The organism is Streptomyces sp. NPDC023573 (assembly GCF_055559735.1).
The window spans coordinates 1-22,933 of record NZ_JBVHKB010000004.1 but is presented as its reverse complement, the minus strand read 5'-3'; the positions used below and the strand labels follow the sequence as shown (position 1 = coordinate 22,933).

Annotated in this window: 21 protein-coding genes, 1 tRNA gene and 1 other RNA gene; 17 read left to right on the top strand and 6 right to left on the bottom strand. The window is 68.4% G+C overall.

The genetic code is table 11. The annotated features are described in order from the left end of the window. Positions 1-15 precede the first annotated feature (15 nt). The 3 genes from ACZ32T_RS14015 to ACZ32T_RS14005 form a co-directional block, all read right to left on the bottom strand. Complete coding sequence (locus ACZ32T_RS14015) at positions 16-2,448, bottom strand: helicase-associated domain-containing protein (RefSeq protein WP_467367576.1); 2,433 nt, start codon at positions 2,446-2,448, stop codon at positions 16-18. Positions 2,449-3,127: 679 nt separating this feature from the next. Next, a complete protein-coding gene (locus tag ACZ32T_RS14010; RefSeq protein WP_467367041.1) occupies positions 3,128-3,703 on the bottom strand; it encodes a hypothetical protein in 576 nt (191 codons plus the stop codon). Next, entirely contained in the window at positions 3,700-5,181 is a 1,482-nt protein-coding gene (locus ACZ32T_RS14005; protein WP_467367039.1) for a reverse transcriptase domain-containing protein, read from the bottom strand. Before ACZ32T_RS14005 ends, ACZ32T_RS14010 begins: the two co-directional genes overlap by 4 nt. A 284-nt stretch (positions 5,182-5,465) precedes the next feature. On the opposite strand from ACZ32T_RS14005, the gene ACZ32T_RS14000 reads away from it, so the two are divergent. After that, complete coding sequence (locus tag ACZ32T_RS14000; protein ID WP_467367037.1) at positions 5,466-5,933, top strand: GntR family transcriptional regulator; 468 nt, start codon at positions 5,466-5,468, stop codon at positions 5,931-5,933. Further along, positions 5,930-6,502 (top strand): HD domain-containing protein, encoded by a 573-nt coding sequence (locus ACZ32T_RS13995; protein ID WP_467367035.1) that lies wholly within the window; start codon positions 5,930-5,932, stop codon positions 6,500-6,502. Before ACZ32T_RS14000 ends, ACZ32T_RS13995 begins: the two co-directional genes overlap by 4 nt. On the opposite strand, the gene ACZ32T_RS13990 is transcribed toward ACZ32T_RS13995, so the two are convergent. Then, on the bottom strand, positions 6,490-6,963 hold the full coding sequence (locus tag ACZ32T_RS13990) for an NUDIX domain-containing protein (protein ID WP_467367033.1): 474 nt from the start codon (positions 6,961-6,963) through the stop codon (positions 6,490-6,492). The genes ACZ32T_RS13995 and ACZ32T_RS13990 overlap by 13 nt on opposite strands. A 2-nt stretch (positions 6,964-6,965) precedes the next feature. Then, positions 6,966-7,724 (bottom strand): helix-turn-helix domain-containing protein, encoded by a 759-nt coding sequence (locus ACZ32T_RS13985; RefSeq protein ID WP_432795494.1) that lies wholly within the window; start codon positions 7,722-7,724, stop codon positions 6,966-6,968. 628 nt (positions 7,725-8,352) lie between these two features. On the opposite strand from ACZ32T_RS13985, the gene ACZ32T_RS13980 reads away from it, so the two are divergent. From ACZ32T_RS13980 to ACZ32T_RS13925, 12 genes are all read left to right on the top strand, one after another. Then, a complete protein-coding gene (locus ACZ32T_RS13980; protein WP_467367029.1) occupies positions 8,353-8,529 on the top strand; it encodes a hypothetical protein in 177 nt (58 codons plus the stop codon). Between the two features lie 172 nt (positions 8,530-8,701). After that, entirely contained in the window at positions 8,702-8,971 is a 270-nt protein-coding gene (locus ACZ32T_RS13975; protein ID WP_467367027.1) for a DUF6284 family protein, read from the top strand. After that, entirely contained in the window at positions 8,968-9,294 is a 327-nt protein-coding gene (locus tag ACZ32T_RS13970) for a DUF6303 family protein (protein ID WP_467367025.1), read from the top strand. The genes ACZ32T_RS13975 and ACZ32T_RS13970 overlap by 4 nt, the downstream gene beginning before the upstream one ends. Next, a complete protein-coding gene (locus tag ACZ32T_RS13965) occupies positions 9,291-10,151 on the top strand; it encodes a protein spdB (protein ID WP_467367023.1) in 861 nt (286 codons plus the stop codon). Before ACZ32T_RS13970 ends, ACZ32T_RS13965 begins: the two co-directional genes overlap by 4 nt. Next, the gene (locus ACZ32T_RS13960; RefSeq protein WP_424914783.1) at positions 10,151-10,483 is read left to right on the top strand and encodes an RRQRL motif-containing zinc-binding protein; all 333 of its coding nucleotides are present in this window, start codon (positions 10,151-10,153) and stop codon (positions 10,481-10,483) included. The genes ACZ32T_RS13965 and ACZ32T_RS13960 overlap by 1 nt, the downstream gene beginning before the upstream one ends. A 24-nt stretch (positions 10,484-10,507) precedes the next feature. After that, entirely contained in the window at positions 10,508-11,062 is a 555-nt protein-coding gene (locus ACZ32T_RS13955) for a hypothetical protein (protein WP_467367021.1), read from the top strand. 67 nt (positions 11,063-11,129) lie between these two features. Next, the gene (locus ACZ32T_RS13950) at positions 11,130-13,247 is read left to right on the top strand and encodes an ATP-binding protein (protein ID WP_467367020.1); all 2,118 of its coding nucleotides are present in this window, start codon (positions 11,130-11,132) and stop codon (positions 13,245-13,247) included. A 206-nt stretch (positions 13,248-13,453) separates the two neighbouring features. Continuing rightward, positions 13,454-13,912, top strand: a complete 459-nt coding sequence (locus ACZ32T_RS13945) for a hypothetical protein (RefSeq protein ID WP_467367018.1) — start codon at positions 13,454-13,456, stop codon at positions 13,910-13,912. Between the two features lie 85 nt (positions 13,913-13,997). Further along, a complete protein-coding gene (locus tag ACZ32T_RS13940) occupies positions 13,998-14,858 on the top strand; it encodes a bifunctional DNA primase/polymerase (protein ID WP_467367016.1) in 861 nt (286 codons plus the stop codon). A gap of 3 nt (positions 14,859-14,861) precedes the next feature. Then, positions 14,862-16,334: an ATP-binding protein gene (locus ACZ32T_RS13935; protein ID WP_467367014.1), complete on the top strand. Its 1,473-nt coding sequence runs from the start codon at positions 14,862-14,864 to the stop codon at positions 16,332-16,334. A 462-nt stretch (positions 16,335-16,796) separates the two neighbouring features. Next, positions 16,797-17,024, top strand: coding sequence for an excisionase family DNA-binding protein (locus tag ACZ32T_RS13930; protein WP_467367012.1), 228 nt, complete (start codon positions 16,797-16,799; stop codon positions 17,022-17,024). Between the two features lie 75 nt (positions 17,025-17,099). Further along, the gene (locus ACZ32T_RS13925) at positions 17,100-18,377 is read left to right on the top strand and encodes a tyrosine-type recombinase/integrase (RefSeq protein WP_467367010.1); all 1,278 of its coding nucleotides are present in this window, start codon (positions 17,100-17,102) and stop codon (positions 18,375-18,377) included. A 64-nt stretch (positions 18,378-18,441) separates the two neighbouring features. On the opposite strand, the gene ACZ32T_RS13920 is transcribed toward ACZ32T_RS13925, so the two are convergent. Then, positions 18,442-18,529 (bottom strand) — tRNA-Ser (locus tag ACZ32T_RS13920). A gap of 144 nt (positions 18,530-18,673) precedes the next feature. Between ACZ32T_RS13920 and ffs the strand changes: the two genes are divergently transcribed. The 3 genes from ffs to purD all read left to right on the top strand — a co-directional run bounded on the left by ffs (position 18,674) and on the right by purD (position 22,485). Beyond that, positions 18,674-18,768, top strand: an RNA gene (gene ffs, locus ACZ32T_RS13915) — signal recognition particle sRNA small type. 79 nt (positions 18,769-18,847) lie between these two features. After that, positions 18,848-21,106, top strand: coding sequence for a DNA polymerase III subunit gamma and tau (locus ACZ32T_RS13910; RefSeq protein ID WP_467367008.1), 2,259 nt, complete (start codon positions 18,848-18,850; stop codon positions 21,104-21,106). Positions 21,107-21,231: 125 nt separating this feature from the next. Next, positions 21,232-22,485, top strand: a complete 1,254-nt coding sequence (purD, locus tag ACZ32T_RS13905; protein WP_467273094.1) for a phosphoribosylamine--glycine ligase — start codon at positions 21,232-21,234, stop codon at positions 22,483-22,485. Positions 22,486-22,933 lie beyond the last annotated feature (448 nt).

Here is a 22,933-nt window from a genome sequence, read left to right as displayed (position 1 = left end):
CGACGCGGATCCCGGCTACCCGGGCATGACGCCGTGGATGCGGGAGAGGGTGAAGACCCGTTCGTCGTCGCGCAGGTGGCACCACGCATACAAGTAGGGCGGGTCGAGCACGAGCTCGCTGAGGGTACGTACGGTCCGGTTGCCCGAGGCGGCGACGTACTCGACCGTGATGGCTGTGCCGGCGTCGATGGCATGGGCGAGCTGGCGGACATCGCTGTACGCCAGGTTCTTCGCGCATCCGGCGACGATCTCCTCGGTGTCCGTGCCGTACGGGACCCCGGTGCCGAACGGGTCGGGAGCCGGAAGTATCGGCGGGGCGGCCCGCAGCCTGGCGGCCAGCGTGCTCAGGTCGACTGTCACCGGAGTCACCGTCGGCACGGAACGCCGCCGCTGGCCTGGGAGCGGGGGAGGGGGCGGGACCGGTGCGGCGGCACGTCGGCGCCGGGTCTTTTCGACGCGTACGGTTCCGTCGGCCCTCTCGGCAACGGGGGCGTAGCCGGCGGCCCGGAGCGTGGCGAGGGTCTTGTCGAGTGGGGTTCGGCTGACCAGCACGGTCGGTGCCAGCAATCGCAGGCCGAGGGCGGCGAGCTTTCTGTGCGTGACGAGCTCGGCGAGGAGAGAGGGTTCTTCGCTGTGGATCACACAGGCAGCGGGGGTGATGCGCACACGGCCGTGAGTGCGTGCGGAGTCGTTGATCAGGTACGACAGAGACTGGGGGAGGGCGCCGACCGCGACGGCGCTCAGGTCTGCCGCGATGGCATCCGCCGTGCGGCCCGTGTCCAGGGCACGGCGAACGGTTGTGGGGCTGAACCGCCACACCGATGCCGTGCCACCGGCTTCCTTGTCAGCGACGGTGTCCAGTAGTGCGGCGAGGTGGGCGGACGGTGTGCCGGTGACGACGGCGGTGAGGTCCGCGCCGAAACGGGCTGCCCTGGTGGCCGTCGGCAGCAGCCGCTCACAGGCGGCGGACAGCGCTTCGGCGTCGGTCCGCAGAGCGGCACCGATGGGGGACAGGGCGCCGCGGGCGACGACCCCGAGCAGTTCCGCTTCCCGGATCGCGGTCGCGAAAGGCGTGGTGTCCTGGGGGAGCTGCTCGGCGAGCGAGCGATGCCAGGCGACCAGCGGCCCCAGTTCCGCGGGGCTGTGCACTCCCCGGTCCGGCGGGAGCTGCGCCGCGGCGGCGAGGAGCCCCTCCCGGGCCTGTAGACAGCCGCCGCAGGGCGGTGTTCCGGCGAGCGCGGGCAGCGCCTTGCCATCCTCGCCGCGCGCCTGGGCCGGAGTCAGCGGAAGCGTCCGCCAGGCGTGGAGAAGCGCGGTGAACTGCTCCGCCGGTTCTCGTTCCGCCCAGGTGTCGTATCCGTCCGTTGCCGCGACCTGGTCGCCGTCCCGGGCCAGCAGCCCGGCGTCGTACGCCGTCTCCAGAACAAGGCGTACGACGATGTCGTCGCACTGTGCCGCCTTGCTGATCCGGGACAACTCACGTGCTCCGACCCCGCCGGACTTCAGCAGGACCGGCGGAGCCGCGGAGCACGTCGCCAGAACCGACGCGGCATGTGCGGCGAACGCCGTGGCGGCGGCCGCCGCCTCCCGGTCCACTTCCGCCGAGGTGACGGACACCGTCCGCACGACGGGCGGGACGGGCTCGAAGGGGGCCCGCCAGCCGGCTCCGCGCAGTGCGAGCGCCACCTCGGCGGGCATGCGTGTGGATCCGTACCCGGAGTGCCGGTCCTGGACCAGCAGTCCCCGCTCCAGTGCCCATCGCACATTCGGCTCGGAGTCGGTCGGCGGGGTCCTGAACATGAGGAAATGCGCCTGTGATTGAGCCTGTTCACCCCGGTGAGAGGCTCGCCGCTCAAGCAGATCCCGGGTGGACGAAGGTGCCGAAGCGATCACCGCGACCACCCGCTCCGGATCGCTGTGGTGTTCCAGGAGGGCCGTCAGCCGATGCTTCTTGGTGGTGCCGGGTGACGGGATGCCCAGGGCCACCAGCATGCGGCGCAGTTCCTCGGAGGTCGTGTCCGCCAGTAGCCGGGTGAGCGGGGCGTCCAGCCCCAGCGGCGAGTCCCACGCCTGCTGCAACGGCGCCGCCATGCGCAGCAGCCCTTCGCCGTCCGGCCAGACGAGTGCGCGGTCGGCCAGCGCCTCCAAAGCCACGCCCAGCCCGCGAGCGCTCTCCGTTCCGGTCACATCCACCAGATCGGCCAGGGCGGCACATGGAACGGGCCCCAATGCCGCCAGTGTCTCGGCTACCTGCAGGTGTGGCAGCGAGAGTCCGGTCAGCACCGGGGCCACCGACGCGGGGCGCTGAAGGCGGTCCGCGAGTTCGCCGAACGATCGTGGTTCCGGCGGGGACACGGCATCCGGGCGAGCTGCAAGGACCCGCTCAAGCCGGTCGACTTCCAGATCACTCAGCCACGCGGCCAGAGTTGATCCACTGGGCTTGCCGATGGTGACACCTCACAAAGACGAGTGCCGGTGGTCTCCGACCGGAATCGGTCCTGCACAGACCCAGAATGGCGGATTGCGGGGGACGCTTGCGTCCTGAGTCGGCAGAAACCCGCTTCTGAGTGAAGGCGATGTCCTGTGACTCGACCCGGCGACGGCAAGTCGGCGGAATGAAATGTCTCTTATGTCGGAAATGGATGAGACCAGAACTGAGACCATCAACGTCGAAGGCCCCCGCAGCAAGCTGCGGGGGCCTTCGACGTATTGCCCGGTGAGAGCAATGGCGGAGGATACGAGATTCGAACTCGTGAGGGGTTGCCCCCAACACGCTTTCCAACTGTGCGAGTGCCCGTTCGTGAGCGTTCATGTGCGGCCACTCGGCAGCTCAGCGCGGGTCGGCGAACGGCGTTGAACCACGGCGGGCAGAAGCGAACTGAACAAAGAACAGGACAACGCAGCAGTCGGCAGCTCGGTTCCGTCCCGCTGCATCACAAGGCTGCTGCGCTCAACCCCAGTCCGTGGCGGTGGGCATGGTCTGCGTGTAGAGCACCCATGCCGATACGGCGGCCACCGACTGCCCCTTACGCTTAGCTGGCAGATCGATCACACCGGTGGATGTCACGCCCGGAAGTTCCATTATCTGCCCGATCGGGCACACTTAGCCCGGAGACGGCCAGCGCAATCAACTGTGCGCGGCCGTAAAATCGGGGTGCGCACCAAGTAAAGCGCCATCAAAGTGAAGTAGGTAATCCCTGGATACGGCCGCCGACTTCAACGCAACCCCACTAGAAAGATGCACCATCCGTCCATCCATCTGCACACCAAGGACTCGCGTCAGCTTTTCAGATAGCGCGAACAGATCCTTGGGTTTCGATGTCTGCAAATCAGTCAAGCGCCCATCTCCGTGAACCAATGCATTCCTGAGCGCAACAACAGCCTCGAAGTCTTGTGATGGCTTATCCCCAGCAATTCGAATGTCGAATGCCGACACGAGCCACTTTCGCCTCGAATCCCAGGATCGATAGACAGAGTCCTCAACTTCCTCATGGAGAGCTCTGGTCAATGGATGCTGCATTGCCGGGTCGAGAGCGAAGAGGGTCTTGATCACTCTGTCGACGTGCGCCTCTATCAATGTGGCGCATGAAATGACTACAGCCCCTATCCCGCCGGTATCCTTTTCATCATATCTCCGGGCCCCCATAATGCTAATGCGGCGCATTGCTCCCTCTCCGGCCGCAGTGATGTTCCACTTGCTCAATTGACTGTCCCCCAATCGTGGGCTTCACGGTTGATGGGTGCGCGTTCTTGTACCACGGATTTCACAAGAGCCGCATTGAGGTTACCTTGTCGACCCATGGCCGCCGAAATTCCGTGCTGAGTTAGGGTGGTCGATGCTTTGAGGAGTGTTGTCACCATTTCATTGGTAAGCCTGCCGAATTTCGCGCACGCCCAGGCTGCTTCCGCCCTCACTGTCTCGTGACGATCGTTGCACTGATTGCCTGCCCAGGTTATTACCCAATTTGCGTCATCTGAAGGAAGATCCTCAAGTGCACCCACCACATGCAGGAGCCAGATTCGCGCCCAAGGGCCGATGCGGCCGGATTCGATAATCTTCCGCAGTAGTGACCAATTCTCCTTCGCCTCATCGAACGAGCTCAGCCGCCCTAGAATGTAATTGCACACGCTTGCGAGACGAATCGGTTCACGGTATACAAGATAGGTGAAGACACCCTCCGCTATCCGCTCCTTCTCCTTCTTCAGGAGTGCGATCGCTGTGGGCACCATTTTCCGCAGCACGACCTCCGAGCCGCTCTCAGACTCCGGAGATGCGCCTGCCGCAATCCCATGCCAATCCGTGATTATCTGCCGCATAGAGGCGGCGTCAGCCTCGTGATCATCGGGAGGAATCTCGACAACGCCGAGATCGTCGTATTTGCGACTTACCAACTCGACTACGGTGAGGCTCGCCCTAGCACTGTCGAGATATTTGTCGCGCAGATTCTTTTGCGCCTGAACCTGGGCTCGATAATTTTCGGTCCGAGTAATCTTTGTTTTATCGGAGGAGAGGATGAGGCCGAGCTCTCGCGCGTACTCTGCAGCGAACTCGATCACCTCGTTAGCTGAATCCCAGTCGTTCGCCCGGACCTGAAAGTCGTCGGCATACCGAGATACCTCTAGAGCGTGTCGCATCAACTGCCGCTGGAGGATGCTCAAGTAAAGGTCTGCCAGCCTATCGCTTGGCGATGAGAGCTGTGGTATTCCACGTCCCTTGAACGAGCATCGACCGAGGAAAGAAGCGATAGCATCTGCTTTGCTGGCGTCCATGGTTCGCATCAGGAGCTCTTCATGAAGACGCTCATGGTCAATGAACTCGTAGCAGGCGGCAATATCAATATCGACAATGTACTCGCTCGGCGAATTCGTGGCGAAGTTTACATGCGCTGCCCATGCCCAAGGGCCCCTGCTGTCGGGTTCTAGGTCTTTCTCGATTGACTCTACCAAGGCAGAATAAAAGACTCTGGCCGGCGCGTCCGGAATCAGAATTGGTCGATGTCCGAACTTGCTTTTCGGCATTGTGATAGTCTCGAACGAAATCTTTTGAGACGGTCTCGCGGTCAGATCTGCCAAGCGAGAGAGAGCACTCTTTGAGTTTTCCAGCGCACGGTCTGAAATGAGTATCGGAAGCCCATCCAGTGGGATGGAGAGTGCTTTTTCAGCGGCCTTGCGTGTATCCATGTTCCGTAGGGATGTGTCAGCCACGTTAGTTCCGTTCGCGAGTCCCAGATCGCCAGGGCTACATGATGGCAGGCCATGTCGTCGGACGCCTACGGTTTCCGGCCTGCTGGCGATGGTCGGAGGAGCGGGGTTTGGCCGCCGATCGCGCGCTGCTGACCCGCGTATGGCCCACCTGCCCGCGCTTTTGGCCCATGCGAGGACCGACTGCAAATCTGGCGGGCAGGGCCGCCGACGAGAGGAGCATGGCAGGCTTGAGGCCACTACGACGGAGAGAGGGAGTGCGGGTGTCGCAGCAGGCCAGCCCTCGGGGAACCTTCCTGAAGATCGCTGATGTTGTTCGGGGGCAGATCGAAGCCGACCACGAAATGACCGAGCTGCCGTCGGCTGCGGAGGTTATGCGCGACCACGGGGTCTCCCGTGGCGTCGCGCTCCGTGTGTTCGGCGTACTCCAGGAGGAGGGCATCGCGGAGCCGGTGCCTGGTGGGCGTTGGCGGGTGATTCGGCGGGGCGAGTCGATCGACCGCCGGCCGTTGGCCGAACGCCTCGCTGACGTGATCGCGGACGACGAACTTTCCGTCGGGGAAGCCTTCCCGAGTGCGGCAACGCTGAGCGCGCGCTTCGATGTTTCGCGGCCGACCATCAGCAAGGCGCTCGACAAGCTGCAAGCCGTTGGATTGCTTTCGGAAGGGAAGCAGGGGAAGCAACGGACCGTGTTGGCCCTGCCGAACCAAGAGGAGGGTTCCAAGCCTTGAGCACTACGGAACTGACCGAGTGGGCCTACCCCCTCGCGGAGTCATTGCTTGCCGAGCCCTTGCCTCGCCGCTGGGCCCACTCCCAGGGGGTCGCAGAGAGGGCACGCACGATCGCCTCGATCCTGGGGAAGGATGCTGACCTGATGGAGGCCGCGGCGGTGCTGCACGACGTTGGCTACGCGCCTGACCTGGCCAAGACCGGTTTTCATCCCCTGGACGGCGCGCGGTACCTCCGGGGCGTGGCCCACGCCGACGAACGGGTGGTGCGTCTCGTTGCTCACCACTCATGCGCGTGGATGGAAGCTGAGGCTCGTGGGCTACGCGAGGAACTGGAAGAAGAGTTCCCGCGGACGCACTCCCACCTTGCAGATGCGCTCTGCTACTGCGACATGAACACAACCCCAGACGGCACCCCGACGAATCCGGTGGACCGGGTGAACGAGATCGCCGGGCGCTACGGGCCGGACAGTCTGATCGGTACATTCATTCGTCGTGCCGAGCCGGAGATCCTCGCCAGTACCGCGCGGGTCATCGAGCGGCTTGCCACGGCCAAGCGTCAACCGATGTAGGGCGCTGTCCGCCCCTGATCCATCGCGTGCTCGATCCTAAGACGCATGGTGGGATGGACATCAAAATCGTTCAGGTCCGCTGGGGGGACCCAGCGGACCTGAGTCGTTTCGTCGCTCGTACGGACATCGCCACCGACCGGCCGTGCGCGGAAGCAGATGCTGAATTGCTGCCGAGCCTCGCCGTCGTCGTACAGCATCACGTGTCCAGGATCGGTGTAGATCCCCGACATGTTGACGACCTCGGCTTTGATCCCTGTTTCTTCCCATACCTCACGCACGACGGTGTCGCTGATGGACTCGCCCACATCGTGGCCGCCTCCCGGCAAAGCCCAACGGCCGTTGTCTGAACGCTGGATCAGCAGGATGGCACCGACATCGTTCTGCACAAAGGCCACGACGGAGGGAACGACCGAGTTGGCCGGCGGGGCGGCAGGATCGTGAAGGTAGTCGATGCGTCCCATGCTCAAGCTCCCGTGATGTCGTGATCCTCGACCGGGCGTGCACTGCCCCAGGTCTGTTCGATGCTATTGGCGTAGGTGTCGAAGAGCCCGCCTCCGGGGAGCCGTCGCAAGTGCAGGACCGGCGCCATGTACGCCCCAATCCCGTAGACGTGAGTGTTCACGAGTATCTCGTCATCGGACCGGAAGAGGGAGTTGTACAGCGTCCCATCGTGCAGGCGGAAGCCGATGTCAGGATGGCTGGCGAAGAGCGGGCGGTAGTTCACGAGAGCGTTGCGAATCTTGCCGTCCATGATGCGGTGCCCCTCATCTATGCCGCGTTGTCGCACAGCCGCACAGCCAGGATCTCCCAGCAGAATCCTGACCTGAGTCGTCCCCTGCACCTTCCTCTTCAGCAGATCGTGGAAGAGCGGGTCCTCCGACAGCCACAGGCCGGAGTAGACGAGAACATCGATGCGTGACTCTGCCCGTTCGTAGATGTCACGCCACAAGGTGTTTGGCACCATGTGGCGGTGCGGGTAGATCGTGACGATCTCTGCCTTGCTCAGGTCAGCTGCGGTGTCGACTGCTCGGGAGTCGTCCCACAGGGTTGTCACATCCACTTTGAGCAATGAGGCCGTGGCGTACTGATGGCGCCGATACGGAACCTTGCCCTGAGTAATCCAGCGTTCGACCGTCTTCGGGTTGACCTCGATCGAGTCGGCTAGGTCCTGCACAGTCATGCCCTGCGCGAGCAGGGCCGACCGTAAGCGCTCGTTGGACATCGCAACCCCCGGTGGGACGTCTTGGGACCTCTTGAAGGTAGCGAGATGAATCTGAGCTGTCCACGGACGGGGTAACGAACGCCCCTGGCCTGCACCGATGCTGATGGTGCGCCAAGAAGTCCACGGCGCAAAGTCAAGAAGTTCCGACAGTCAGCTTGACGGAGCTCAATGCAGGACCTGTAATACAGGTATCGCATCAGTCGTGAGGCGGAAGCGGTACGAGGCATCTGTTTTGGGGTTCCTCGATCTGCATGACCAGACAACTCCATAGCGTGATCCACCGCGTCAGTACGGCCGTGACCGTTCCGGCCGAGGCGAGTGGAGACCAGCCGACCGAGAACCGGCCCCCTTCACACCGGGGCCCACGCCCCCTGGCCGGGGAACGCCATCGGCTCTTAAGAACCGCACGTCACACCTTCGAAACTGCGACGACTTCCGGGATCTCGGATCTCCCCGGAACGAGCAGCGCCGTGCGAGATCAGGAGAACCGAACCTGTACCGCTCACCGCTTCGCAGCGCCCATGACCGCTGCGGCCGGTTGCCTCCCCTGCCCGTCCGGCCTTCCGGTCGTACGGGCAGGGCAGAGGGGAGCCGGACTGTCCGGACCCATGACCACTGGGAGAGCTTCATGCCGAAGTACAGCTTCATCGCCGAAGCCACCGACACCCTGTCCCCCGGGGAGACCACCAGCGCTCGCGGCACGCTGAGCGCACCCTCGCCGGAAGCCGCCAGGAAGACGGTCGAGACCAGCCTGCGGTCCAGGGGCTATGAGCCGACCGAAGACATCACGGTCACGCCGAAGTAGTCACCTGCGCCACCCACAGCCCCGGTACTCAGCCGCGAGGGCGCCCGATCGAATCGGGCCCGGGGCACTGCCACCCCATACGGGCGGCTTCCACCAGAACGGCGCGCGGCCCCGGTGCTGGAACACCGGGGCCGCTGTTCGGGCCGTTCCACCGCGAGGAGAAAAACGACCCATGAAGACCATCGCTGCACTTCAGACCCTTGTTACGGCCGCCTCGCTCGACATCGAGCCGTCGGCCGCTGAGCTGGACGCCATCGAGCAGGAGATGCCGCTCATTCGGGCGGAGGTCGAGCTGCTGGATGCGCAGATCATGACCATCGACCGCCCGGCGAACGAGCTGGACACCCGCCGGGTCCGCCGGGCCCGTAACCGGGTCCTGGTGGTGCGGCGGGACCTCGCCAACCGCGTTTCCGGCACGGCGGCGTCCGGGGGCGCGGCATGAGCAAGCAGATCTTCGGAGCGCAGATGTCGTTGCGCTGCTGCGGGACCGCCACGCCGGAAGTGACGGCCGGTCCGTGCTGGCAGGTGTTCGTGGCCATGTCCGGACGGGTCAGTGAGTGGCCCGCCTACACGTGGCCGACGTCCAGCGACGTCCCGACCCCTGACCAGCGCCTGGAAGCGCTGTCGGAACTCGGGTTCGCCCTCGCCGAGGGCGCTGAATGGGAGTGGACGGAGGACACCGGGCCGGAGTACCACCCGCACCCGGTGCGCGTCGCGCTGCTGGGCGCGGTCAAGGTCCGGTCGCTGGACGGGAGTGCGGCATGAACGCCAAGACCGTACTGCCCGCCGTCGGCATGACGGCAGTATCCATGGTCCTCACCTTGGCCGTGGTGGTGATGTGGCTGGGTACGGCAATGCCGTGGCCGGTCGCGCTGGTCGTCGGTCTCGGGATCGACGGCGGATGGCTCGCCACCCTCGCCTACGAACGCCGCCTCGCAGCACAGGGCGACCACTCCACCCCGGTCACTGCGGTGGGCTGGTCGTTCGGGCTGATCGCGACCGGGGTCCTGGTCGCCCACGCTCTCACCGAGGTATCGGCTGGCGCGTGGCTGGCCGTCGCCTGGCTCCCCATCGCCGCCAAAGCACTCTGGCTGGTGCACGGACTGTGGGAGCGCACCGCGCTCACCGGTGAGGCCCTGGACGCGATCCAGGGCATCCAGCAGGAAGCGCGCGACGAAGCCGCGGTTGCCCGCGCCCGCCTCCGGGCCGAAGCAGCGACGGAGGAGACGCGGCTGACGGCCGTGACGCAGGCCGGTGCCCGCGTCGCACACGTACAGGCCAAGACCGCTGACACCCTGTCCCGGGCATGGTCGACGCTGGAGTCGGCGCGGGAGGGTGAGGACACCGGACGGGCGCTGACCAGCGTGACGACTCGCGTCACACCTGGCGTCACGCCCCGATGGGAACTCCCCGTCTGGGGCCCCACGGAGCCTGTTTCGGCGTTCGCGCTGGAGTCGGCCGGCGCCCTCACCGATGACGCTCTGGACAAGCTCGTCGACCAGATCCGCCACAGCGAGACCCCGGCCCTGTCCTACCGGGAGATGGCGTCACGTTTCCGGACCGCCGGTCACTCTGCCTCAGAGGTCCGGCTGCGGGCCGCGTGGAAGCGCGTGGCGGCGTGATGGCAACGCTGCCGGTCTATCGGTGGCGCCTGGCCCCGGACGGCTACGCCACCCGCCGACAGCTCCGCGCCCTCGGACTGCGGCCCGGCGGGCAGGACGTGGCCGCGCAGCTGGAGCGGCCCCGCCGCCGTCGGGGCCCGCTGGTCGCCTACCTCTACCGCGTCGACCGGGCCAAGCCCGTCCGGCCGATGACCCCGGGCCGCCGGGCCGCTCTCGCCAAGGCGATGACGGCCCGGCGGACATGCCCGAACTGCCGACGTGACGCCGGGTACTGCATCCCGCTCTCGCTCGGCATGTGCGTGCCCTGCTCAGACATCGAATCCGCCGCCTGAACTGCGGCAAGAGACGGAGTTGCAGTGAAGCTGGACGTCAGCACACACAAGCTCTTCGGCTACGGATCCACCCTGCGCACCGCCAAGCGCCTGAGCGAAGAGGCCGTGCGGATCGTGGGCCGGGCGGTTGCCGGCCGGATGCCCGACGTGCAGGTCGTCCTCACCTCGGAGCGGAACTTGGCCGAGGTGAGCACGGCTGCCGAGTGGGAGACCGCCGGATGCACCGACAAGAGGATGCAGGCCAGGGCGCTGCGGGACGCGAAGCGGTACGCCCGTGACATCGCCGGGCGGTCCATCCCGCTCGCCGACGGCGGGGTCCTGGTCGTCATCAACGTCGACCAGCATCCCAACGAAGCCACGTTCGCCATCACCCTCGTGCACGAACTGGTCCACGCGATGCAGACCAGCCGCAAGGGCGTCCGTGACCGGCTCGTTGCCGGTCTGCGGCACGACCTCGGTGTCGAGCGCCTGTCGCGCCGGCAGAGCCGTGAGATCGACCGGGCGTTGGAAGCCGACGAGAAGGAGGCGTACGGCTCCGAGTACCTCGCCGGCCGCCTCGTCCCCGCCGCCGCAGCCTGACCCCCACCCCCAGCACCTTCCACCTTCCTCGCCCTGGCATCCCCGGGCAGTCAGGAGTCGTTCCGTCATGAGCGACAACGTCGTTCCCCTCTTCGAAAAGACCACCCCCGCCCCCGTGGCGCCCGCTCCGGCCGAGACGGCTGCTGTAGCAACTCCGGGCGCTGAAAAGCCGTCTGTGCCCCTGTGGGTGCGCTCCGCACGCGGTATCCGCACGGTGGCCACCCACGAGACCACCAAGACCGCGTGCCGGGCCACCGCCCGCCATGGGCTCTACGTGCTGGGCGGAACCAGGATCGTGGCCCGCCGCACGTGGGAGGGCCGCACCGCCTCGAGGTATGAGCGGATGCTCCGTGCGGCGGAAGCCGCAGGGAACATGGAGGCCGCCACCGAGTGGGAAGAGCGCGGGCAGCGCTTCCGCCAGGAACGCCACCGGCGCCGCATGGACCTGCTCACCGCCCCCATGGATGCCGCCAAGGGCATCGCGGCCGGTGCTGGCATCGGGGCCGGTGGCCTCTTGCTCCTCGGCATCATGCTCGCCGTCGCCAACAAGGACTGGACCGACATCGGCGCCCCCACCATGGCGCTCATCGAGCTGGTCCGCTGGATCGTCTTCATCATCACCGTGACCTGGGGCCCCCTCGTTACCATCGGCCCGTGGGCCGTCCTGCTCGGCCTCTGGGCCGTGGGCAAGAACCAGCAGGCAGCACCCCAATGGGCCCTCCCCGCGAACGTCCGCTCCGGTGACGGTGAGCCGATCACCCCGTCCATCGTCGTCCTCGCGCTCCGGAACCTCGGTGTCGCTCCGCTGCGGACCGCCATCAAGGAGATGGGCGACGCCGGCGCATCCATGCTGGGCCCGATCCGGATCGCCGGATGCGGGGTCGAAGTGGATGTCACCCTGCCCTCCGGTGTCTCCACCAACGAAGTACAGAACCGGCGCCGCAAGCTCGCCGAGAACCTGTCCCGGCACGAGCACGAAGTGTTCATCACCATCCCGCAGGCCGCGCGCACCGTCCGGCTCTGGGTCGCGGACAGTGGTGCGCTGGACGAGCCGATCGGCCCGTCCCCGCTGACCACCGACCAGGACCTCACCGCGAACTACAAGACCGGCCGCGCCCCGTGGGGCCAGGACCTGCGCGGCGACGCAGCCGCCCTCAGCCTCTACCAGCGCCACCTCCTCATCACCGGCCTGTCCAACCAAGGCAAGACCGCCGCACTCCGCGCCCTCGCGTTGTGGCTCGCGCTCGACAAGACGGTGGAGTTCCGGCTCGCCGACCTCAAGGGCGCCGGGGACTGGGCCATGTTCGACGGCCTGGCCACCGTGCTCATCCAGGGCCCGACCGACGACCACGTCGTCCAGGCAACCGAGATGCTGGAAGGCGGCGTGAGCGAGATGGAGCGCCGGTTGCAGGCCGCGCCCGGGACCGTGTTCCCGCCGCTCGTGCTGCTGGTCGACGAGGCGCAGGTGGCGTTCATGTGCCCGGTCGTCGACAGCGAGAAGCGCCCCTACGGCGGGTCCAAGGCCACCTCCCGCTACTTCATGGCAGCCCGGAAGATTCACAACCAGGGCCGGGCCGTGAACGTGACGCTGTGGCAGGGCACGCAGGACCCCACGGACCAGAACCTTCCCAAGCTGGTCCGCGAGGGTGCCCACACCCGTGCCTCGCTCGCGCTGGGCACCGAGTCGCAGGCTCGCATGGCCCTGGGTGACAAGGCTGTCGATGGCGGGGCCGCCCCGAACCTGCTCCGCCCGGGGCTGGACAAGGGCACGCTGGTCGTCGCTTCCGATGGCATCGCGATCCCGGCCGGCCAGGCGTCCATCACGGTGCGGACCCACTTCATCGACACCGACGAAGCCGCCCTCATCACCGCCCGCGCCCGAGCCATGCGGGACGGGGTCACCACCCTTCACGTCATCGAGCGCGACGAGGAGCGGGACCCGCTCGCCGACATCGCCACAGTCATCGGGGACACGAACCGGGTCCTGACCCAGGACGTGCTGCAGCGCCTCGCGGTGCTGTCCGAGGACAGCTACGGGAGCTGGACGCACGCCGACCTCAAGCGGGTCCTCGACGGCACCGCCGCCGAGCCGTACAAGTCGGACGGCCGGATGGTCGTGGGCCGTGAGCGCATCGCCCGCGCACTCGCGAACCGGGACACCGACGGTTCCGCTTCCGCTTCCTGATCACAGGGAGCCGGCCCGGGACGGGTCAGGGAGGCAGGGAGAACTCCCTGAACGCCTCCCTGACCCGCCTCCCTGGACCTGACCTGCACAAATGATGTTCAGGGAGGCAGGGAGTCACCCCAGCTCAACACCCCCAAAGCCCCCTCGCGGCGCCCCCCGCAGGGGGTGCTTCCGCCTCCCTGGCCCAGCAGAGGAAGGGATTCCGCATGTTCCCCGAGAACACCGGCCACCGCCCCGCCGAACGGGCCGTGACCATCTACCAGCCCACCCCCCTCGCGCCGTACCCGGCCGCTCCGGTCGTCCCGGTGCAGCCCGGCGGCGTGCCGTCGGTGACGTCGATCGTGCTGCCGGACGGGCGGGTCATTACCGGATACGCCATCGACCACACCCGGCCTGAGCCGGTCAGGGCCAAGCCGCTCGTGTCGCGTACGGCGGTGAACATCGCGCTCGGTGGGATCGGGTTCGCCGCGGTCTGCGGTGGGCTGGTCCTGTTGACCACGTTCATTGCCGCACTCGCCGCTCTGGTCCAGCAGCTCATCATCCTGGCCGCCGTCATCTTCGGCGGCTGGATCGCCGTCCAGGTCCTCACCGCCGGAAGGGAGCGTGGCACTACGACGGTCAACATCCGTAAGGCCGTCTTCAAGCGCAACCACTTCCACGGCTAGCTACGCCGACGGCGGCCCCCGTCTCGCCAAAGTCCGGGGCCGCCGTCGTCTGCCAGCACTCATCACAGAACTGGAGACACCCAGCATGACTCAACCTGTCCCGATCCGGCGAGCACCTGACGGGCCTCTGCTCGCTACCGCCCTCGACCTGGCCGCCCGCACGATCCCCGTGCTGCCCCTGCGGGCAGGGAAGGTCCCGTTCGGGAACTGCCCCGCCTGTCGTGACAACACCTGCGGCGGCCGGCCGAACATGAAGACCCCCGGCCCCTGCCACTGCCCTCACCCCTGCCACGCGTGGGCCGCCGCCACCACCGACCCCGCCACCCTCACCGGTCCCGCATGGGCACCGGCCTGGAAGCACGCGGCCGCCGTGGCCTACCACCCCGGCGGCATCGGCCTGACCGTCGTTGACCTCGACCACGCCGACGCCGTCACCTGGGCCCGCCGCACGCTCCCCGCCACCCGCACCGTGCCCACCACGCGGGGCGAGCACTGGATCTACCAGGGTGCGATGCAGTCCGCGAACGCGGTGCGCGACGGCGTCGACATCAAGTCGACCATGGTCTACGCCCGGTGGCTCGGCCCCGGCACCGGCACCATGACCGACCTTCCCGATGCCGTGCGGGCCCTGGTCGTCAAGAAGCCGTCGCCGGTCCGGCCCGTCACCGTGCCCGTACCTACCGGGGGCGGGGAGTGCCGCCACCGCACCCCCGCCTATCTGGAGCGGGGCATCGCGATGGCGGAGCAGCGGATCACCGGGGCGCCCGGCGGGGTGCACGCGACGGTGTACCGGACGTTCCTCGCCGTCCTGTCCGCCCACGGTTGGTGCGGGTGCCTCACCGAGGCCCACGCCGCTCGGCTGTTCGCTGCCGCGCAGGCCAAGGGTGAGACCGTCCGGCACTGCTCGGATGCGTGGTCCAACGCACGCACGGCATTGGGGATGTGAGTCATGTCCGAGGACGAGAAGACTCCGGCGCGTGAGGTGATCACCGAGTACGCGCAGGCGCACTTCCGGTACTTCCGCACTACGGAGGGCACCGTCTACGCCCAGCGGCTCGGCCACCCCGTGGCCCGCCCGATCCGCTCCCAGGGCACGACCGGCAGCCACCGGCAGGAACTCATGGTCGACCTCTTCAACGACGGGGTCGGCGTCTTCAACGGGACGTCGCTCAAGGAGGCGTTGGACTTGATCGAAGCACTCGCGCTGAGTCAGGACGTGCAGCCCACGCACATCCGTGTCGCCCCCGGGTTCGACGGGGCGACGTGGCTGGACCTGGGCCGCGACGACGGGCAGTCCGTCCGCATCCACCCCAACGGGTGGGAGGTCAAGGTTCCGGACCCGCGTGAGGTGTGCTGGCGGCGCACCCAGCTCACCGGAGAACTCCCGATGCCCGCACGGGACACCGAGGGCAAGGGCATCGACCAGCTGTTGCGGCTGACGAACTTCGCCACCGCCGACACCGAGAGCCTGGCCCTGGCCTGGCTCATCGGCTGCCTGGGCCCGTCCGTCCCCGTCCCGGCCCCGTTCCTCACCGGCCCGCAGGGTGCGGGGAAGTCGACGGCCGGCCGGATGCTGGTGCGGATCATCGAGGGCATGACCGGCGACCTGCGCCGGGCCCCGAAGGATGAAGAGAACCTGATCACGGCCGTCGCCGCAGGATGGGTCACCGCGCTGGACAACCTCTCGCACCTGGCCCCGGACCTCTCCGACCTCATGTGCTGCATCGTCACCGGAGCCGAGAGCATCAAAAGGGCCCTGTTCAGCGACGGCGACGTCGTCCGCTCCCGCTACCGCCGCCCTCTCCTGCTGACCGGGATCGACGTCGGCGTGATCCGCCCCGACCTCGCCGAACGTCTCCTGCCGCTGCGTCTGGAACGCCCGAGCGTGCGGCGGACCGAAGCGGAGCTGTGGCGGGAGTTCGAAGAAGCCCTGCCCGTGATCCTCGGCTCTCTCCTCGACCTGACGGTCAAGGTCCGGGCGACTGAGGCGGACATCCCGAGTGACCTGAGGATGGCGGACTTCGCCCACCTCTGCGCACAGATCGACGCCGCCACAGGGTTCGGCACGCTCCCTGCCTACCGCAGCAGCCTGGACGAGCTGAACGACGACGTCATCGAAGGGGACCTGCTCGCGCAGACCGTCCTCAAGCACGCCGCCGACCTCGACCCCGGCACCGAGACGCGGATGACGTCCTCGGAGTGGCTGCACCTCCTCAGCGGCCTCTACGGCGGCGACGACTGCCGTCCGCTGCCCAAAGGGTGGCCCACAACCGGGAAAGTCCTCTCCGACCGTCTCAAGCGTCTTCAGCCCACCCTCGCCGCCCGAGGCGTTCTCGTCGACTGGGGCCGCACCAAAGCGGGCCGGTACGTCGAAATGACCCGACGCCCCGCCCTGCCGCCCCACGAGCAGCAGTCGCTCTGACCCGCACCGGCGACCGGGTTCGGACAAGCAAGAGGAGCACCACGCGCCATGGCGAGGTGGGTGCTCCTCTTGCTGTTCGGCGGAACGCCGCCCGGGGGTCGCGCCGCGAAGCGGCTCCCCACTTCACGCCTTGAGCAGCACCACACCACAACAGACACCACCTCTCTTTTTTCCTAAGAAAGGGAAGGCTGCGTCACCCGCGTCACCACAAGGCCCGAAACAGCCCCTGAACTGCTGCGATCGGGGTGACGCAGGACGGCTTCGGCTGCGTCACCCCGCGTCACCTGCGTCACCCCACACCACCTCATGACGCACGCCTGCGTCATCGATGACGCACTCCCAACCGGCTGCGTCATCACGTAACCGCAGGTCAGAGGTCACGAGTGACGCGGATGACGTGGTGACGCAGAAATCACAGCCTCGGACACATCTCGTGCTATCTCACCGCCAAGGAGCGAGCCCGTGTACCAGATCCATGCAGCCGTACCCCATGCGGCGGACGACTCGACGCTGATCCTGCTCACCGTGGAGGAGGCCGCCCGCCGTCTCCGAGTTGGCCGGACCACCTGCTTCGCCCTGATCCGCTCGGGCGCTCTGGAGTCGCTGACGATCGGCAGCCTTCGCCGTGTCCCCGCCGATGCCCCGGCTGCGTACCTCGCACGCCGTCGCGCCGAGCGGCACGCCGCCTGAACCACCTCACATGCGGGACGCCGCCCCAGCCGGGCGGCGTCCCGCATTCACACCTGAACTCGAAGGAGTCCGCCCGTGGCGGAGAAGAAGCGCACCCGCCGGGCAAACGGTGAAACAGCCGTCTACTTCGGTAAGGACGGCCGTTGGCACGCCCGGGTACCGATGGGCTACAAGGACAACGGCGAGCCCTACCGCAGGCACATCACCCGCCCGACCGAGGACGCTCTGGCCGCAGAGGTCAAGCGACTGGAGAAGCAGCGCGACCAGGGAACCGCACAGCAGCCCGGCAAGCTGTGGACGGTTGAGAAGTGGCTGTGGCACTGGGTCGAGAACATCGCCAAGGACGTCGTCAGCGAGAACACATACGACGGCTACGAGGTGGCGGTTCGTGTGCACCTCGTGCCCGGCATCGGCAAGCACCGCATCGACCGCCTTGAGCCGGAACACCTGGAGAGCCTGTACCGCCGGATGCAGAAGAACGGCAGCAAGGCGGCCACTGCCCACCAAGCCCACCGCACCGCCCGTACCGCCCTCAGCGAGGCGGTGCGCCGTGGCCACGCAGCGAAGAACGCCGCCGCCCTGGCCAAGCCGCCGCGGATGGAGGAGCCGGAGGAGGAGATCGAGCCCTACTCCGTCGACGAGGTGCAGAGCCTGCTGATCAAGGTGAACGAGCGCCGGAACAGCGCCCGTTGGATGCTGGCCTTGGCCCTCGGTCTGCGGCAGGGGGAGACGCTGGGCCTGCGCTGGGTCGATGTGGACCTGGACCACGAGTACCTGAAGCTGCGCCGGAATCGGCTGCGCCCCAAGTACGAGCATGGGTGCAAGGAAGCAGCCCCCTGCGGCCGGAAGGCTGGATACTGCCCGGACCGCAAGCAGGTGCGGCGCGAGACGAAGAACACCAAGTCGCGCGCCGGCCGTCGTGCGGTGCCCCTGCCGGGCCCCCTGGTCGTGATGCTGCGGAAGCACAGGGATGCCCAGGCCCGGGAGCGCAAGACCGCCGGCAACCTGTGGACCGAGTCGGACTATGTGTTCACGAAGCCGCTCGGGGGGCCGCTCAGCCCGAACACGGACTACCACGACTGGAAGAAGTTGCTCGATGACGCGGGCGTACGGGACGGGCGCCTGCATGACGCCCGGCACACCGCTGCCACGGTCCTCATGCTGCTCGGCATCCCGGACCGTGTGATCGACCAGATCATGGGATGGGAGGCGGGTACGTCCTCACGGATGCGCGCGCGGTACCTGCACGTGCCTGACGCCATGCTGAAGGACGTGGCGCAGAAGCTCGCGGATGCCATCTGGGGGCCCGCATCGAGCGCCCCTGTGGACAAAGACCAGAACAACGAGGGCTGAGCCAACGTCGAAGGGCCCCACCGCAAGCGGTGGGGCCCTTCGACGTATTGCCCGGTGAGAGCAATGGCGGAGGATACGAGATTCGAACTCGTGAGGGGTTGCCCCCAACACGCTTTCCAAGCGTGCGCCCTAGGCCACTAGGCGAATCCTCCGCGGCAAACAATACAAGACGTTGGAGGGTGCTCGCGAACACGTTCCCCGGAGATCGTTCCGGACGGTCCTCAGGAGGTCCGTCGGGAGGGGTGGGGCCGGGGAGCGGGTGGACGGCGGGGGGTCGGGATCGGTTAAGGTGGGCGTCAGCCCCTCACGTGGCGCTATCTGACTGAACTCCCCCAGGGCCGGAAGGCAGCAAGGGTAGGTTGGCTCTGGCGGGTGCGTGGGGGGCCCTTGCGTGTCCGGGTGTGTGATGTCCGCCGGGCGCTCGGTCAGGGCGGGACCGGTTGTCGGTCCGTCCCCTTAACCTCGTATGTGTGTCGTCCCTTGCGCTGTACCGCCGCTATCGCCCCGAGTCCTTCGCCGAGGTCATCGGTCAGGAGCATGTCACTGACCCGTTGCAGCAGGCCCTGAGGAACAACCGGGTCAATCACGCGTATCTGTTCAGCGGGCCGCGCGGCTGCGGGAAGACGACCAGCGCGCGCATCCTGGCCCGCTGTCTGAACTGCGAACAGGGACCTACGCCGACTCCCTGCGGGGAGTGCCAGTCCTGCCGGGACCTCGCGCGCAACGGGCCGGGTTCGATCGACGTCATCGAGATCGACGCCGCATCGCACGGTGGCGTGGACGACGCCCGTGACCTGCGGGAGAAGGCGTTCTTCGGGCCCGCGTCGAGCCGGTACAAGATCTACATCATCGACGAGGCGCACATGGTCACCCCGGCCGGGTTCAACGCCCTGCTGAAGGTGGTCGAGGAGCCGCCGGAGCACCTCAAGTTCATCTTCGCGACCACCGAGCCCGAGAAGGTCATCGGCACGATCAGGTCGCGTACGCATCACTATCCCTTCCGGCTCGTGCCGCCCGGGACGCTGCGCGGCTACCTCGCGGAGGTGTGCGGCAAGGAGAACAGCTCCGTCGAGGACGGTGTGCTGCCGCTCGTGGTGCGGGCCGGCGCGGGATCCGTGCGTGACTCGATGTCCGTCATGGACCAGCTGCTGGCCTCCGCCGCCGACGACGGTGTGACATACGCCATGGCGACCTCACTCCTCGGCTACACGGACGGGACCCTGCTCGACTCGATCGTGGACGCCTTCGCCGCAGGCGACGGGGCGGCGGCCTTCGAGGTCGTGGACCAGGTGATCGAGGGCGGCAACGACCCCCGGCGCTTCGTCGCCGACCTGCTGGAGCGGCTGCGCGACCTGGTGATCCTGGCCGCCGTGCCGGATGCCGGGGACAAGGGGCTCATCGACGCTCCCGCCGACGTGGTGGAGCGGATGCAGGCCCAGGCGTCCGTCTTCGGCGCCGCCGAGCTGAGCCGCGCCGCCGACCTGGTCAACGAAGGGCTCACCGAGATGCGCGGGGCGACCTCGCCCCGGCTCCAGGTGGAGCTGATCTGCGCCCGGGTGCTGCTGCCCGCCGCCTTCGACGACGAGCGTTCGCTCCAGGCGCGGCTGGACAAGCTGGAGCGCGGCGCGTCCTTCGCCTCGGCCGGGGCCGGTCCGGCCATGGGGTACGTACCGGGTCCTGAGGCCCATGGGGGCGGTGTCGGGATGCCCGCAGCGGGAGGCCCCGCCGCAGCCCGCGCGGCGGCCCGGGGCGAGGCTCCGGGGGTCCCCGTCGAGGTGCCCCAGGCCGCACCCGCGCCCGCCGCGCCCGTGGCCCCTCCGGCGCCCCCGCAGGAAGCACCTGCGGGCCCCCGGAGTCCCGTCCACCAGAATCCCGTCCACCAGCCCGTGGCCCAGCAGCCTCCGGCCCCCGCGCCCGGCCAGCGTCCCGGCGCCTGGCCCGCGGCAGCGGGAGCCGGCGGCGGGGCAGGCGCGGAAGCGGCGCGTCGGCCCGGCGGCTGGCCGACCGCCTCCGCGCCCGGAAGCGGCGTCCCGCAGACGCAGGCCCCGGCACCCGTCCAGCCGCCCGCGGCGCCGGCCCAGGCCCCGGCGGCCCAGGCGCCCGCGTCCGGCGGCGGTCAGGACATGGCGCAGGGCGCGGCCCAGGTGCGGAACATGTGGCCGGACATCCTGGAGGCCGTGAAGAACCGCCGCCGCTTCACCTGGATCCTGCTCAGCCAGAACGCCCAGGTCACCGGCTTCGACGGCGCCACCCTGCAGATCGGCTTCCTCAACGCCGGAGCCCGCGACACCTTTTCGAGCAGCGGCAGCGAAGAGGTGCTCAAGCAGGCGCTCGCCGAGCAGTTCAACGCCAAGTGGAAGGTGGACGCGGTCGTCGACCCGTCGGGCGGCGGCGGCCAGCCCGCGCAGAGCGGTGGTGGCGGCGGCAGGCCTCCGGCCGCCCCGTACCAGCCCCCGCCCGCGCCGCCGGCTCCGTCGTACGAGTCCCGGCCGGCCGCACCCGTCCAGCAGGCCCCGCCGCCCGCCCAGCAGCCCCCGGCGCAGCAGCAAGGGCGCCCCGAGCAGTCCTCCTACGACCGCGGGGCCCCCGAGCCGCCGCGGTCGGTCGCGCCCGAGGACGACACCGCCGAGGCGGATGATCCCGACCTGGTCGACTCGGCGCTCTCCGGGCACGACCTGATCGTCCGCGAGCTGGGCGCCACGGTCGTCGAGGAGTTCACCAACGAGTAACCGGCCCCACGGCCCGGTGCGTACCCCACGGGTCGGCACCCGGTCCGTCCACGGTTCGGCCCCCGGTCCGTCCACGGAGCGGCGCCCGTCGAGGCGGCCGGTCCCCGGCGGCTAGGCTGCACCCCGTGAAGGTCCTCGTCATCGGCGGCGGCGCCCGCGAACACGCCCTGTGCCGCTCTCTCTCCCTCGACCCCGATGTCACCGCGCTGTACTGCGCCCCCGGCAACGCCGGAATCGCAGAGGTGGCCGAACTGCACCCGGTCGACGCACTCGACGGCGACGCCGTCGCGCGCCTCGCCACCGAGCTGGGCGCCGAGCTGGTGGTCGTCGGTCCGGAGGCACCGCTTGTCGCCGGTGTCGCCGACGCCGTGCGCGCGGCCGGCATCCCCTGCTTCGGCCCCTCGGGCGAGGCTGCCCGGCTGGAGGGCTCCAAGGCGTTCGCCAAGGACGTCATGGCCGGGGCCAACGTCCCGACCGCCCGCAGCTACGTCTGCACCACACCCGCCGAGATCGACGAGGCCCTGGACGCCTTCGGAGCCCCGTACGTCGTCAAGGACGACGGTCTCGCGGCCGGCAAGGGCGTGGTCGTCACGGACGACGTCGAAGCCGCGCGGGCGCACGCCCTGGCCTGCGACCGTGTGGTCATCGAGGAGTTCCTCGACGGCCCGGAGGTCAGCCTCTTCGCGATCACCGACGGCACCACGGTGCTGCCGCTCCAGCCGGCCCAGGACTTCAAGCGCGCCCTGGACGGCGACGAGGGCCCGAACACCGGCGGCATGGGGGCGTACTCCCCGCTTCCGTGGGCCGACCCGAAGCTGGTCGACGAGGTCATGCAGACCGTCCTGCAGCCGACCGTCGACGAGCTGCGCCGCCGCGGTACGCCCTTCTCGGGGCTGCTGTACGCGGGCCTCGCGATCACCTCGCGCGGTGTGCGGGTCATCGAGTTCAACGCCCGCTTCGGCGACCCGGAGACCCAGGTGGTCCTGGCCCGCCTGAAGACGCCGCTCGCGGGGCTCCTGCTCGGTTCGGCCAACGGCACCCTGGACGTCGTACCCGCGCTGAAGTGGCACGACGACGCCGCCGTCACCGTGGTCATCGCCTCGCACAACTACCCGGGCACGCCCCGCACGGGAGACCCCATCGAGGGCCTCGCCGACGTGGTGGCGAAGGATGCGCCGCACGCGTTCGTCCTGCACGCCGGCACCCGGCAGGAAGCCGACACGGTCGTCAGCGCCGGAGGGCGCGTGCTGTCCGTGACGGCGACCGGCAAGGACCTCACGCAGGCACGAGAGCGTGCCTACGCCGCCGTGGGCCGCATCCGGCTCGACGGCTCCCAGCACCGCACGGACATCGCCCGTAAGGCCGCCGAAGAGGCCTGAGGCACCTTCGTACCTGTGCCCGGCCCTTCACGGAGGCGCCGGGCACAGGCGTGTCAAGGGCTCCCGGAGAGGCCGCCGTATCACCGGACGCCCGGGCAGCGGCACGTCAGCAGCTTTACCCAAAGCCATTCCATCGGGTGACGGCTCGGCCATCCGGATGACGCCCGCCGAGGCCCCAACTAGGGTGCGGCGCAAGCGTTCGGGCACTTGGCCCACCGGCATTGCGATGTCGGTGACGGGTGCCACAGTGGGGGAGTGACCAACACCGTCGCGGGGGCAGAGGGGGTGACGTCCAGTCGTGTCCGGTACCGGTTCGGTTGAGGAGCTGGGTGCGCACGCAGCGCGGGCCAGGGCCGTGGGGGGGGGGGGGGGGGGGGGGGGGGGGCGGGGGGTGGGGGGGGGGGGGGGGGGGGGGGGGGGGGGGGGGGGGGGGGTGGGGGGGGGGGGG